Origin of the sequence: Actinotignum schaalii FB123-CNA-2, from assembly GCF_000411135.1 — a bacterium.
Taxonomy (GTDB): domain Bacteria; phylum Actinomycetota; class Actinomycetes; order Actinomycetales; family Actinomycetaceae; genus Actinotignum; species Actinotignum schaalii_A.
Genome location: NZ_KE150263.1, coordinates 559,494 through 573,201, shown reverse-complemented (window position 1 = coordinate 573,201; position 13,708 = coordinate 559,494). Strand labels below are relative to the sequence as shown.

At 63.2% G+C, this 13,708-nt stretch carries 11 protein-coding genes; 7 read left to right on the top strand and 4 right to left on the bottom strand.

Annotated elements, in window-relative coordinates; translation table 11 throughout:
• Positions 1–32 precede the first annotated feature (32 nt).
• The 3 genes from HMPREF9237_RS07720 to HMPREF9237_RS09515 are packed head-to-tail and all read left to right on the top strand — an operon-like array spanning position 33 to position 4,580.
• Positions 33–1,559 (top strand): ABC transporter permease, encoded by a 1,527-nt coding sequence (locus HMPREF9237_RS07720; RefSeq protein WP_016443186.1) that lies wholly within the window; start codon positions 33–35, stop codon positions 1,557–1,559.
• Between the two features lie 51 nt (positions 1,560–1,610).
• Entirely contained in the window at positions 1,611–2,762 is a 1,152-nt protein-coding gene (locus tag HMPREF9237_RS09520) for an ABC transporter permease (RefSeq protein ID WP_016443185.1), read from the top strand.
• Complete coding sequence (locus HMPREF9237_RS09515) at positions 2,763–4,580, top strand: ABC transporter ATP-binding protein (protein ID WP_016443184.1); 1,818 nt, start codon at positions 2,763–2,765, stop codon at positions 4,578–4,580. It abuts the gene before it with no gap.
• A 19-nt stretch (positions 4,581–4,599) separates the two neighbouring features.
• On the opposite strand, the gene HMPREF9237_RS09025 is transcribed toward HMPREF9237_RS09515, so the two are convergent.
• Positions 4,600–5,295 (bottom strand): hypothetical protein, encoded by a 696-nt coding sequence (locus HMPREF9237_RS09025; protein ID WP_016443183.1) that lies wholly within the window; start codon positions 5,293–5,295, stop codon positions 4,600–4,602.
• Positions 5,292–5,870: a PH domain-containing protein gene (locus HMPREF9237_RS07705; RefSeq protein ID WP_016443182.1), complete on the bottom strand. Its 579-nt coding sequence runs from the start codon at positions 5,868–5,870 to the stop codon at positions 5,292–5,294. The genes HMPREF9237_RS09025 and HMPREF9237_RS07705 overlap by 4 nt, the downstream gene beginning before the upstream one ends.
• A 171-nt stretch (positions 5,871–6,041) precedes the next feature.
• Between HMPREF9237_RS07705 and typA the strand changes: the two genes are divergently transcribed.
• The 4 genes from typA to fdxA are packed head-to-tail and all read left to right on the top strand — an operon-like array spanning position 6,042 to position 10,663.
• Positions 6,042–7,964 (top strand): translational GTPase TypA, encoded by a 1,923-nt coding sequence (gene typA / locus HMPREF9237_RS07700; RefSeq protein ID WP_016443181.1) that lies wholly within the window; start codon positions 6,042–6,044, stop codon positions 7,962–7,964.
• A 27-nt stretch (positions 7,965–7,991) separates the two neighbouring features.
• Complete coding sequence (locus HMPREF9237_RS07695; protein ID WP_016443180.1) at positions 7,992–8,492, top strand: hypothetical protein; 501 nt, start codon at positions 7,992–7,994, stop codon at positions 8,490–8,492.
• On the top strand, positions 8,468–10,282 hold the full coding sequence (locus HMPREF9237_RS07690) for a VanW family protein (RefSeq protein WP_016443179.1): 1,815 nt from the start codon (positions 8,468–8,470) through the stop codon (positions 10,280–10,282). The genes HMPREF9237_RS07695 and HMPREF9237_RS07690 overlap by 25 nt, the downstream gene beginning before the upstream one ends.
• A gap of 51 nt (positions 10,283–10,333) precedes the next feature.
• Positions 10,334–10,663 carry a ferredoxin gene (gene fdxA, locus HMPREF9237_RS07685; protein WP_016443178.1) on the top strand — a complete coding sequence of 110 codons (330 nt, stop codon included), beginning with the start codon at positions 10,334–10,336 and terminating at the stop codon, positions 10,661–10,663.
• A 33-nt stretch (positions 10,664–10,696) separates the two neighbouring features.
• Here the strand turns inward: fdxA and HMPREF9237_RS07680 are convergent, their stop codons facing one another.
• Complete coding sequence (locus HMPREF9237_RS07680) at positions 10,697–11,974, bottom strand: Maf family nucleotide pyrophosphatase (protein ID WP_155875970.1); 1,278 nt, start codon at positions 11,972–11,974, stop codon at positions 10,697–10,699.
• A gap of 19 nt (positions 11,975–11,993) precedes the next feature.
• On the bottom strand, positions 11,994–13,670 hold the full coding sequence (locus HMPREF9237_RS07675; protein WP_039898924.1) for a DUF885 domain-containing protein: 1,677 nt from the start codon (positions 13,668–13,670) through the stop codon (positions 11,994–11,996).
• Positions 13,671–13,708: the final 38 nt, after the last annotated feature.

Genomic DNA, 13,708 nt, shown 5'->3' with positions numbered 1-13,708 from the left:
CATCGGCACACAGAACGGAAAGAAGTCTCGCGGTGTATAAATTCATCGCCAAACGAATTGGCATCTCAGTACTTATCCTCTGGGCCGCGTCGCTCCTTATTTTTGTTCTTACGATCAATTCGGGCGACCCCCTCGAGGACCTTCGCGAATCCAATAACCCGAATCGCGAAAATCTCATGCAGCAGCGCTCCTCCTTCATGGGCCTCGACCTGCCCTGGTACGAGCGCTATTGGACCTGGCTGACCGGGGCGGCAAAATGCTTCATCGGCCAGTGCGACCTGGGCGTCAATCGTTCCGGACAGTCTGTTAATGACATGCTCGGTCAGGCCGCTTCCGCCACCTTGCGCCTCGTGCTAGCGGCCACCTTCCTCGCGATCTTCTTCGGAATCTTCTTCGGCGTGATGAGTGCTATCCGCCGCTACACCGGTTTCGATTACGTCGTGACCTTCCTCGCCTTCACCTTCTACTCACTACCCGCCTTCGTTTTCGCGGTGCTCCTGAAGGAATACGGCGCTATTCGCTTTAATGACTGGCTGGCAGATCCAACAATCTCACTTGTTACTATCGTGATATTTGCCGGCATTTTCGCGCTCTTTGTGCAGGCCCTCGTGGCCGGCGGCCCGAAGCGGCGCGCCATGGCCGCGGGCATTAGCTTCGCCGTTGCTTTCGGCGTTATGGAATACATTTCCGTCACCCGCGCCTTCCTCGAACCCACCGGTGGGCTGTGGATTGAAGCTCTCATGGGCCTGGCCGGCACGGTGCTCTTCACCGGTCTCTTCCTCGGTTTCTCCAATAAGCGCGGCTTTGCCGTGGTGGGCGCCAATGCCGCGATCATGTTCGTTATCGTGGCGGCCTGCTCGAATATGCTCTGGGAGCCGACCTGGGGCTTCCTCTTCTTGATTCTGGCTCTCGGAATCGCCGTTTCCGTGGGCGTGTCCTACTTCTTCGGTGGCTACGCGCGCCGCTCGGTGACCTGGGCGTCGATCTGGGCCGTTTTCTCGGTGTGGATCGCGATTATTTTCGATTTCGCCGCCCGCTACTGGTCAACTTACCTACCGCTCACCCAGAACCGCCCGATTTCCACCATCGGTTCGATGACTCCGAATTTCCAGGGTAGCCACGTCTTCTGGCTCAGCTTCTTGGACTCCTTCACCCACCTCCTGCTGCCGACGATCTCGCTGACGCTCATGTCCATCGCGTCCTATACGCGCTATACGCGTTCGTCCATGCTGGAAGTGCTCGGTCAGGATTACATCCGCACCGCGCGGGCCAAGGGACTTCCCGAGCACACGGTTATTACCCGGCACGCTTTCCGTAACGCCATGCTGCCGCTGCTGACCATTATCGCTTTCGATTTTGCGGGCCTGATCGGCGGCGCGGTTATTACCGAAACGGTCTTCGGCTGGAAGGGCATGGGTGAACTCTTCCGAACCGGGCTTGCCCAGGTCGATCCGGCCCCGGTTATGGCTTTCTTCCTGGTCACCGGCGGAGCCGCGGTGCTCATGAATATGGTCGCGGACATCATGTACGCCTACGTCGATCCTCGGATTAGGCGGTAACCATGAGCCTGACTACCCCCATGAATCGTCACCAAGCCCGAGGAGAATCCGATGAGTGAGAATCGCTCGAAAACAACCGTCGCGTCGCTCGACCCGGAACACGTTGTTGAGGTCGACGACGCTCAGCTCGCTTCCTCCAGCCCCTCCTATTCGCAGGGGCGCCTGGTGCTGCGCCGTTTCCTGCGGCATAAGCCCGCGATGGTTTCCGCCGTCGTTCTTATCCTTGTGACGCTGGTGGCTTTCCTGTCCATTGGCTGGAATATGAGCTTCTTCGGCCTGCACTGGCATTTCTCCGGCCTGTGGCGCCACAATTACATGGACGTCCTGGATGTCGTTAATAACGGCAAACCGACGATGACCTGGACCTCGCTGGGCGAACACCCCTTCGGGCAGGACAATATCGGTAAGGACTACTTTGCCCTGACCATGAAGGGCACCCAGATTTCGATTATTATCGCCTTCGTTGTCGGGCTGGTGTCCACCATTATCGGCACGATTATCGGCGCGGCCGCGGGTTACTTCCGCGGTTGGACCGAAGCGATCCTCATGCGCATCACCGACCTCTTCATCGTGATCCCGCTCCTTATTCTCGCGGCGGTTATCGGCAAGATGGTGGGAAGCCAAGGTATCTTGTTCCTCGCGGTGATGCTGGGTGTGCTCTCCTGGACGGGCCTGGCCCGCCTGGTGCGCGGCGAAGTGCTCTCCTTGCGCGAACGCGAATTCGTAGCGTCGGCTCGCGCGCTGGGAGCTTCCCCGTGGCGTATTATTTTCCGTCACATCCTCCCGAACTGCTTGGGCACGATTATCGTTTCGGCAACCCTGTCGATTTCGTCGGCGATTCTGCTAGAAACTTCGCTGTCCTTCCTCGGCTTCGGGGTGCGCCCGCCGGCCACCTCGCTCGGTTTGCTTATTTCTACCTACCAGACCACGTTCTCGACGCGCCCCTGGCTCTTCTTCGCCCCGGCCGGCCTGATCCTCATCATCGCGCTCTCCATTAACTTCATCGGTGACGGTCTGCGTGATGCCTTCGATCCGCGCCAGCGTTCGGCGGTATCGCGCCGCAAGATGAAGGCCCTCGCCGAAGGACATATTGAGAACGACGTCGAAGCTGATCTCATGCCGGTGACCACTGCGGCCACCACCGCGACGGGTGGCGAGCACGCCGCTCCCGCATCCGACGCCACCGAAAGGAAGGGCGAATAAATGCGTCTCGGAAAACGCGCTGCAACAACGCAGGATAAAGCCGCCGCGACGGCGGCCACGGCCACGCTGAAGGCTGACCAGCCCGTCGTCACCCCGCATCCGAAAACCGATAAGCCGGTGCTCGGCTTCGGGGAATTGGATGTCAAGTTCGCCACCGAATTCGGTGCGGTTCACGCCGTGCGAGGCGTGAGTATTGATGTGCGCCCGGGCGAAGTGGTGGGTCTTGTTGGCGAGTCCGGTTCCGGTAAATCGGTGACTTCCACAACGGCCCTCGGCCTGCTCCCCTCCAATGCTGTTATTAGCGGAAGCGTGCAGGTAGCCGGGCGTGAAGTACGCGGAATGACCTCGCGGGGCATGCGTGCGCTGCGCGGTGCGGAAGTGGGCATGGTATTCCAGGAGCCCATGACCGCCCTCAACCCGGTGCTCACCATCGGCCGCCAGATGACGGAAGGTCTGGAAACCCACGGGCTTGCCTTCGGGGAAGATGCCCGCAATCGCGCGGTCGCCATGCTCAAGGCCGTCGGGCTGCCCGATGCCGAAGAACGCATGAACCAGTACCCGCACCAGCTTTCCGGCGGGCAGCGCCAGCGCGTGGTTATCGCGATTGCGCTTATCGCCAACCCCTCCGTCATTATTGCGGACGAACCGACCACCGCCCTGGATGTTACCGTCCAGGCGGATATCCTCGACCTGCTGCGCTCCCTCAAGGACCAGCTCAATACCGGTATTCTCCTCATCACCCACTCCATGGGCGTGATCGCGGATATGGCTGACCGGGTGCACGTGATGTTCAAGGGTGAGATTGTGGAATCGGGCGACGTCGTCCAGGTTCTCAATCACCCCAAGCATCCCTATACGCGCCGCCTGTTGGAAGCGGTGCCGCACCTGGGCCAGGGCCGCGAACAATTCGGTTTCTCCCTGGAAAAGGAAGCGTCCATCGACCTTGATAAAAAGGTGCTGGAAGCCAAAGATCTCGTTATCGAATACGAGATTCCGGGTAAGGAACCCTTCCGCGCCGTGGACCATGTATCCCTGGATGTTGCGGAACGTGAAATCGTCGGGCTCGTGGGTGAATCCGGTTCGGGTAAATCCACGATCGGCAAGTGCGTGCTCGGGCTTATCCCGGCCGCGGCCGGTGAGGTAAAGATTTTCGGTGAAGATCTGGTGGGGGCTTCCCGTAAGCACGCCCAGGAACTGCGCCAGCACGTGGGTGTGGTGTTCCAGGATCCGGCCGCGTCCCTCGACCCGCGTTTCCCGGTGGGCGATTGCATTATGGAACCGCTTGACGTTCACAAGGTCGGCACCAAGGCGGAACGTCGCCAGCGTGTGTACGATCTGCTGGATGCGGTGCGGCTGCCGCGTTCCTCCTTCAACCGCTACCCGCATGAGCTTTCCGGCGGTCAGCGCCAGCGCGTGTGCATCGCTCGCGCTCTGGCCCTGCGCCCCAAGCTCCTCATCGCGGACGAACCGACCTCCGCGCTGGACGTTTCCGTTCAGGCCCAGGTTCTAACCATGCTCTCGGAACTGCAGGATGACATGGGCTTCGCTTGCCTCTTCATTTCGCACGATCTTGCGGTGGTCGATATGCTCTCGCATCGCGTGGTAGTGCTGCAAAACGGCAAGGTTGTAGAAGCGGGCCAGCGCGAGGACGTCCTCCACAACCCGCAAGAAGCCTACACGCAGCGGCTCCTGGCGGCCGCTCCGGTTCCCGAACCGATTGAGCAGCGCCGCCGCCGCGAAGAACGCCACGCGCTGCTGCGTAAGCAGGGCCGGGAAGTGTCGCGTTTGCGTTTGAGTGAGGACGACGCCGCCAACTAGGCGAGAGCTACTCCGGCGCTTAGGTGAACGCCAGGCCGCAGGCGGCGGCTAGGCAGGCCACCCACGCCGCGCACAGAACCGCTCGGCCCAGATCCACGGATCGGACCGGGCGGTTTGTGCTACCTACTGTGCTACGTGGTGTGCTCCCTGGACCTGACGCTGCATTTTCCTGCGCTGCCCGTAATTGTTCGGCAGCTCGGGCGAGTGTCACCCACCGGATAGCGGTGCCGCGCCCGGGACGTGCGGGAAGATCAACGTGGCGGGCCGCGGCCGGGTGACGCGCGGGAAGGAGGCGGCGCCCGGCCGCCAGCGCTCCGCCGGCCGGGAAAGCTGCCGCATCCCAGTGGTGGCCGCTCCGCGCATGGGTGGTGAGATAAAAGCGGGTGGTGAAGCGCGCAACCGCGCTCCAGGGCAGCCAGATGGTACGCAACGGGTTAATAATGGTCAGACCCTCCGCGTCATAACGCAGCTCGGGGAGGAAAAAGAACGACCACGCCGCTCCGGTTATCCCGGCGGCAATAAAGCACGCGGTGAGGGCGGAGAAAGGCATGGCAACCCCGGCTCCGATAAGGATAAGAGGCGCGAATCCGAGGGCAATGAGGAACCCGCCCTTGACGATGTGGCCGCGCGACCGCAGGATTACTTCGCCGGCTTTCCTCGCGGCTTTGCCGCTGCCGCTATGGTGAGCTGCGTTGCCGGGTTCACCCGCGCTCACAGCGCCACCGACCAGGCAATACCGCCGAGCACCCCGAGTACCCCGACCACCGCGAAGGCGAGCCGATCCCAGGCCCAGTGCCGCTCCACCCGGGGATGCTCGCTGGGGGCGCCGGTGGGAGCATAACGGGACGCCACCGACTCAATGAACTTCCGCACCGGCAGCGTTGCGGTGGTGACCGTATGATCACCGGAGTCGTGGGCCGGGATCGCCCGGCGGGTATCCGGGGTAGGCCGGCCGACGGTACCGAAGGCGCGGGCGTGGATGGCCGCGCCGTCCGTCGTCGTGATAACAAGACCGTACCCGGATTCCACCGCACGCAAACGCGGGAACGGAACCCGCAGATCGCGGAAGGTATTGCGTATCGTCACCCCGGAACCATCCACGTCCACGCTGGGTAAATAGAAGAGCGCGTACCCGGCCAGGCACATGCCGGCGGCAAACACAGCCGCGGGTGGCAGATAGCCCCACCCGCCCTGCCACACCTGCATGACCAGAGCAATGATTCCGATAGCGCCGCACAGCCCGGCGGCGGGGGCGGCCGAGGCGCCGCGAAGACGATAACGTGCAGACATAAGCATATTTTCCCACGTTCACGGCCTGATTGCCGAAAGCTGCGGGCGGCGGTGGTGATTCTTGACATGGTGGCATATACAGTGCGGGCCAGGCGAGTAACATTGCCAGGGGTTTGCGCTCGCGCATCCCTAATATCACAACGCCGGCGCGGGCCGGCAGGGAAGTAGGTTATGGATAGTCGCAACGATCTTCGCAACGTTGCCATTGTGGCGCACGTTGATCACGGGAAAACTACGCTCGTGGACGCGCTCATGTGGCAGGCCGGGGCTTTCGGAGAGCGCGCCACCGTGGAAAAAACCGGGGAGCGCGTTATGGATTCGGGAGAACTGGAACGCGAAAAAGGTATTACCATCCTCGCGAAGAACACCGCGATCCATTACCGCGGGCCGGCCGCAGCCCCAGCCGGTGCGCCTGAAGGCATCACTATTAATGTGATCGATACCCCCGGACACGCCGATTTCGGCGGGGAAGTTGAACGCGGACTGTCCATGGTGGACGGCGTTATTTTGCTTGTCGATGCTTCCGAAGGCCCGCTTCCGCAAACTCGTTTCGTGCTGCGTAAAGCCCTCGAGGCCTCGCTGCCCGTCATTATTGTTATTAATAAGGTGGATCGCCCGGATGCGCGCATCGCCGAGGTGGAATCCGAAACCCAGGATCTCCTCCTTTCCCTCGCCTCCGACCTGGATCATCCCGACCCGGATATGCTTGATTCCCTGCTGGAAACCCCGGTGATTTACGCCTCGGCGAAGGCCGGGCGCGCCAGCCTCACCCGTCCCGCGGACGGCCAGCTGCCCGAAAGCACTGATCTGGAGCCGCTATTTGAGGCGATCGTCAACTATATTCCCGCCCCGCATTTTGAGGCGGATGCGCCGCTGGCCGCCCAGGTTACCAACCTGGATGCCTCGCCTTTCCTCGGGCGTATCGCCCTGTTGCGGATTTATTCGGGCACTATTAAAAAGGGTGCGACGGTTGCGTGGGTACGCGCTGATAGTACGACGTCGTCGGCCCATATCTCGGAACTGCTTCTTACCGAAGGTCTGGAACGTAAGCCGGCCACCTCTGCCCGGGCTGGCGATATTGTGGCCATCGCGGGTATTCCCGAAATTACCATTGGTGATTCCCTGGTGGATCCGGATGATCCGCGCCCGCTGCCGCCTATCCACGTGGATGACCCGGCCATTTCCATGACCATCGGGATTAATACTTCGCCGCTGGCCGGGACCGAAGGCAAGGGCCATAAGCTCACCGCGCGGCAGGTCAAGGACCGCCTCGATCAGGAGCTCGTGGGCAATGTGTCCATTCGGGTCCTTCCCACCGGGCGTCCCGATGCCTGGGAAGTTCAGGATCGCGGGGAATTGGCTCTGGCCATTCTGGTGGAGCAGATGCGCCGTGAAGGTTTCGAGCTGACGGTGGGTAAGCCCCAGGTGGTTACCCGCACCATTGACGGGACGGTATGCGAGCCGATGCAGCGCACCACCATTGATGTTCCGGAAGAATACCTCGGCGCGGTCACCCAGCTTATGGCTGCCCGCAAGGGGCTCATGGAAACGATGGCGAATCACGGTACCGGTTGGGTGCGCATGGAATTTGTGGTGCCGGCCCGCGGCATGATTGGATTCCGCTCCGCGTTCCTCACCCAGACTCGCGGCACCGGTATTGCCGCCTCCATTTCGGAAGGCTACGCTCCCTGGATGGGGGAGATTTCTTCGCGGGCTACCGGCTCCCTGGTCTCCGACCGGGCCGGGCAGGTCACCGCCTACGCTCTCCAGCGCCTGGAAGATCGCGGAACCTTCTTCGTCACCCCGGGCCAGGAAGTATACGAGGGCCAGGTGGTGGGCGAAAACCCGCGCGATGAGGATATGGACGTCAATGTGGTGCGCGCCAAGGAAATGACAAATATGCGCTCGGCCACCGCCGACGTGTTTGAGACCCTGCAAGCGCCGCGACGCCTTACCCTAGAAGAAGCCATGGAATTCGCTGCTGATGACGAATGCCTGGAAGTGACCCCGGAATCCGTGCGGGTGCGCAAAGTTGTGCTGAGCGCGGTGGAACGTGGGAAAATCGCCGGGCGGAAGAAGCGCGCGAAGAAATAGCGAGCGTCCGCGCAGACAAGGAGTGAGATGAGGAGGAACCGCACCCCGCGCTCAGGCGCGCCTTCGGCCGCGTTGGGGACCGCGCTGCGGACGTGTGCGAAGCTCGCCACCGGCTTGCTGCTCGGTGCCTTCGCCGGGGCGCTGGCCGCGGTCACCCACGCGGGGCTCGCGGGAATTCCCGGCCTGGCCACCGATATTGTGTGGGTCGGTCCGCTCCTCGCCACGCTGCTCATTGCCAGTGGCGCATCTTTCGCCCGCGATTGGCTAGGATCATGGTGCTGGGCTGGATTCTGGCTGGGTGAAGTGGCCCTCACCTTCTGGGCTTTTGCCGCCCCCGGCTACGGGGACATCGTGGCTTTCCACGGGGTGGCCGCGAATCTCTGGCTTGTTCTCGCTCCGTTCGCCGGGGCATTCCCGCTTCTCGGCGCCCTGGCGCGCCGCCGGCATTCCGCGCCTCCGGGCCCACACCCGGAAACTGACCAGGATCAACCACAGGAGGATGCATGCGACCTGAGCACACGCCGCTAAGCTTCGATACCGGCGAATTCCGGCAAGTGGAAGCTATCCGCAAGCTGCGTTGGCCCTGGATTGTTTCCGCGGTTATCGCGGTCCTTCTTCTCGCCTACGTGGGTTATGCCTGGTACAGCGCCGACCGCGTCGCGCGGGGCACCACCGTGGCCGGCATTGAGATCGGCGGGATGAATACCGCCACCGCTACCGAGCACCTCGGTGGTGAGGTTGCCGCGCGGGTGGCTCGCCCGGTTGAGGTGGTTGTGGAGGGCGCCAGTGTGACCGTGAACCCGGGCGATTACTCCCTGGGTGTGGACGCGGCGGCCACGGTGGAGAGCCTGACCGGTTTCACCCTCAACCCCGTGGAGATTTTCCATCGCCTCATCGGCAAGGGCGAGGTCGCCCCGAAGGTCACCGTAGACGACGCCGCATTATCCGCCCAGGTGGATACGATTCGTAACACGACCGGGGTGGAGGCGCGTAACGCCACCCTCGTGATGGAAGGTACGACGGCGCAGCTCAGCCCGGCGCAAGCCGGGCGCGCCGTCGACCCGGAGGCCACCCGCGCAGCTCTGATCGAACAGCCGTTGCGCGGCCTGGAACGCATTGAACTGGAAGCGGTGAGCGCAGAACCGGCCATTAGCACCGAAGCCGCCGAAAAGGCACGCACGGAACTGGCCGGCCCGCTGGTGTCCGGCGACCTCACCGCGAAGGTGGGGGACCGGGTCGTGAACCTCAGCCCGCAAACTCTGGCGCAGGCGGCATCTTTCGTGCCCGAAGGCGCGGCGCTCCAGCTCAAGCTGGACGGTAAGGTGCTGGGCGATGCGGTGCGGGCCGCCGCCCCGGATCTGCTCAAACCGGGGGTGGATGCTCGTATTGAGATCGTGGACCACACCACGCCCACGATTATCCCCTCCCAGGACGGCGTGGGTATTGACGACACCGCGCTCGCCACCGGCGCTCAGGTTGCCGCGCTGCGTACCGCTGCCGCTGAGCGTCTCGTGGAACTGAGCCCGGCACCAATTCCGGCCGCTTTCAGCACCGCGGACGCGGAAAAGCTCGGGGTCAAGGAAGTGGTTTCCGAAATTTCCACCCCGCTTACCAGCGATTCGGTGCGTACCACCAATTTGCGGGTGGGAACCCGGAAAGTCACCGATACCCTGGTCAAACCGAATGAGACTTTCTCCCTGGAAGCGGCGCTCGGTCCTATTGAGTACTCGGAAGGCTTTGTTTCTTCCGGGGTGGTCATGAACGGTTTCAATAACGAGGCCCTGGGTGGGGGGCTCTCCCAGCTGGCGACGAATGTTTTTAATATCGGCTACCTGGCCGGCTACGAAGATGTGGAGCACCGTCCCCACACCAAGCATTTTTCCCGCTATCCCATGGGCCGCGAATCCACCCTGTGGTCCGGCTCCATTGATGTGAAGTGGAAGAACACCACCCCCTACGGTGCGGTCATCGACACCTACCTGGAGGGTGGCTACGTGGTCACGAAGCTCTGGTCCACGAAGTATTACGATGTCGAAACCTGGACCTCGGAACCGCGCAATTACCGCCAGCCGGTTATGACGGAAGGCAAGGGGCCGGATTGTGAACCCCAGGGCTTGGGCGATCCCGGATTTACCGTGACCGTGTCTCGCACCGTGAAATTGGGAGATAAGGTCGTTGAGGATTCGTCCTATGACTGGACCTACCAGCCCGATCATGGCCGTACCTGCCCGAAGCCGGAGCCGGCCACCCCGCCCGCACCTGCGCCGCAAGCCGAAGGCGCTCCCGCACCAGCTCCAGCCCCTGCGCCCGGTCACTAGATTTGGTGCTGGGCATGAGCTCGGATTACGGTAGAGGAGGAGGTGACACCGGTGGCTTATGTCATTACTTTGCCGTGCGTCGATACGAAAGATCGGGCGTGCGTGGACGAATGCCCGGTGGATTGCATTTACGAAGGGGACCGTACCCTCTACATTCACCCGGACGAATGTGTGGATTGCGGGGCTTGCGAACCGGCCTGCCCGGTGGAAGCCATCTATTACGAAGATGATGTTCCCGAAGAATGGTCAGTGTTCACCGCCGTCAATGCGGAATTCTTCTCTGAATTGGGTTCCCCGGGCGGGGCGCAAAGCCTGGGGCCCACCGGCACCGACCACCCCTATGTGGCCGGCCTGCCGGCGAACGTCAATGATGAGTCCTAGCGCGCGCCGTCGTTCCGCTCTAGGTGTCCCCATCTAATTGGAAGCGCCGTCGCTCCAATCGAGGGTGGTGCGCGCCAGCTCGCGCACCTGCGGCCAGGTGGCCGCGAAGGAAGGAAGCAGCGGGTAGGAGGTAACATCCTCCACGTTCACCCAGCGCAACTCCATGGACTCCCCGTCGGCCACCGCCTCGATACCGTCGCGGCAACGCGCCACGAAGCTGGTATAGGACCAATCCACGTGCATGGTGGTGAGTTCCCCACCCCGGCGCAGATCCGTGGGGGCCAGCGCGGTTTCCTCCGTAAATTCGCGCAGTGCACCATCCCAGGGTTCCTCGTCCCATTCGCGTGCGCCACCCGGGAAAGCCCAGGTGGCACCGCCGTGGCTCCAGGGGGAGCGATGTTGGAGCAGGATCTGGATATGCCCGGCGTGGCGCCGGAAAGCCGCAATACCGGCCGCCCCGTTCATACCCCAATGGCGTTTCCCGCAACCGCACAGGAGGAAACCATCCGCACCGTGATGGACCGTGCCGTGGTGGCTATCGGCCAAGAAACGCTGCGCGGCTTCCGGAAGCACCCCGAGGGCAGGGCGGGCAGGTTTCGCCCAGAATTGGGTGAAGGACAGGCCCAGGTGCTCCACCAGGGAACGCAGCAGCGGCAGGGAAATTCCCACCACTCCGTGGTAATCACCCTCGAGGCGGTCAATAAAGGGGCCGCCCAGACCGTCCGCGGTAAAAGAACCGGCCACTTCCAGGGGCTCCCCGGTGGCGATATACGCCTCGATCTCCGCCGCGCTCAGGCGCGCGAAAGTGACCGTGGCCCGGGAAATCCCGGCCAGGGAACGCCCGGAAGGAACGTGAACTAGGCAGTGTCCGGTGTGGAGAATTCCGGAATTGCCGGACATGCGGGCCAGGCGTTCGCGGGCGACCCCCGGGGAATGCGGCTTCCCGTAGACCTCACCCTCGAATTCGAACATGGAATCGCAGCCCACCACAAAATCGGCCCCCTGGGCCGGTCCGGGAGTGGCGGCCACATCGCGGGCTTTGGCCGCGGCCAGCGCCAGCACCCCCTGGGAGGGACCCCCGTGCACCCGCGCGAGCAGCGCATCTTCATCCACGTGCGATACCTGCACCAGCGGCTCCACGCCCGCGGCCCGCAAGGTGGCCAGGCGGGCCGGAGACTGGCTGGCAAGAGCCAAGGTCAGGGAGGGCAGCGCGGGCGTATGCGTTGCAGGTGTGTGCCCGGCGGAGGTGTGCCCCGCGGGCGTGTGCCCAGCCGCGGGCGTATGCGCCGCGCTGCCCCCGTTATGAGTCATCGGCATAGGAAGGACCGGCCTAGCGCGAAAGCTCGCTGCGCAGCACGTCCAGGCCCACCCCGCCCAGGCGCAGGGCCTTCATATGCCAGGCCTTGAGGTCGAAGCCGGCACCCGCGCGGGACCGGGCTTCTTCACGCAGTTCCTTCCAGATCCGCGCACCCACCTTGTAGGCGCTGGCCTGCCCGGGCCAGCCGAGGTAGCGGTCCAGCTCGTAGGAAAGGAAGGACTGTTCCATGGCCACATTTGCGCGCAGGAAACGCCAGGCGGCATCGTGATCCCAGGCGCCGGTGCCGAACTGCCCGCCGGCCACCTTCCCGGCATCCTTACCCAGATGCACGCCCATATCCACCACGATGCGGGCCGCGCGCAGCCGCTCGGAATCGAGCACCCCCATACGGTCACCCGGATCTTCGTGGAAACCGAGCTCGGCCATGAGTGCTTCGGCGTAGAGCGCCCAGCCTTCCCCGTGCCCGGACACCCAGTAGGCTTGCCGGCGCCACGCATTGAGCTGATCCTTGAGGTAAACGGCCAGGCCAAGCTGGAGGTGATGACCCGGTACGCCCTCGTGGTAGACGGTGGTCTTTTCCTGCCAGGTGTGGAATTCCGTGACGCCTTCCGGCACCGACCACCACATGCGGCCGGGCCGTGAAAAATCATCGGACGGGCCGGTGTAGTAGATACCGCCCGAATTCGAGGGCGCGATCATGCATTCGATGGTGCGCATTGCCTCGGGGATGTCGAAGTATTGCGTGGCCGCGGCCATGGCATCATCGGCGGTGTGCTGCATCCACGAACGCAATTCCTCCACGCCGTGCAGGGTGTAGCGTTCTTCCTGATCGAGGCGGGTGAGGGCCTCGTTCACGCTCACGCCCTCCCCGTACAGCTCGCGCGCGATAGCCTGCTGTTCGGCGTCGATACGCTCCAGTTCGTGGATACCCCACTCGTACGTTTCATCCAGATCGACGACGGCGCCCAGGAATTCGCGCGAATGCAGCGCGTAACGATCCCGGCCCACCGCATCATTTTCGGTAGCCCCCGGGAGGAGACCCCGCAGTGTTTCGGCCAGCTCCCCGTAGGCCGCGCGGGCCCGGGCAGCGCCCTTCTCCAAAGCGTCGGCAAGTTCCGGGGCTGTGGCCGCCCCGCGCTGGGCCAGCCCCGCGAAGCTCCCCGAATCAGAGGCGGCACCGAGGGCCTGCTCCAGGCAGCGCTCCACCTGCCGGGCCGCGAAAACGGGGCCGGACGCGGCCCGCTGCGCCAGGGATTCCCGATAGCCGGCCAGGGCCCGCGGCACATCGTTCAGGCGCGCCGCGATGGTTTCCCAATCGGAAGTGCTGTCCTGGGGCATCACGTCAAAAACATCGCGAATCCCCTGGAGTGGGGATTCAATAACATTGAGCTTGCCGACTTCTTCACCCGCCTCATACAGCTCAATTTCCAGGCCGAGGCGATCGCGCAGGCCTGCGGCGGTCACCCGATCCGTGGCATCGCGCTCCTCGAGATGATCGAGGGCCGCCAGGGTCTCCCGCACGTTATCGATATGCGCGGCAATCCCGGCGGGGGAGTAATCATCAAGCTTGGTTTCTGGGGCACCGGGCAGGCCGGTGAACGTCACCGTTTCGGGTGAGGTGTCGAGGACGCGCTGGAAATAGCGGTCCGCGAGGGCATCAATATCTGTGTGTTCTCGTTTATTCTCCACTGCTCCAGAATAGCCCGCGGCTACCCTCCACTCCACTC

Bases quoted from the DNA above. Each gene is read 5' to 3' on its own strand.
- HMPREF9237_RS07680 (WP_155875970.1), bottom strand. From the start codon at position 11,974: ATGACTCATAACGGGGGCAGCGCGGCGCATACGCCCGCGGCTGGGCAC.
- HMPREF9237_RS09515 (WP_016443184.1), top strand. From the start codon at position 2,763: ATGCGTCTCGGAAAACGCGCTGCAACAACGCAGGATAAAGCCGCCGCG.
- HMPREF9237_RS09520 (WP_016443185.1), top strand. From the start codon at position 1,611: ATGAGTGAGAATCGCTCGAAAACAACCGTCGCGTCGCTCGACCCGGAA.
- HMPREF9237_RS07705 (WP_016443182.1), bottom strand. From the start codon at position 5,870: ATGTCTGCACGTTATCGTCTTCGCGGCGCCTCGGCCGCCCCCGCCGCC.
- typA (WP_016443181.1), top strand. From the start codon at position 6,042: ATGGATAGTCGCAACGATCTTCGCAACGTTGCCATTGTGGCGCACGTT.
- HMPREF9237_RS07690 (WP_016443179.1), top strand. From the start codon at position 8,468: ATGCGACCTGAGCACACGCCGCTAAGCTTCGATACCGGCGAATTCCGG.
- HMPREF9237_RS07695 (WP_016443180.1), top strand. From the start codon at position 7,992: ATGAGGAGGAACCGCACCCCGCGCTCAGGCGCGCCTTCGGCCGCGTTG.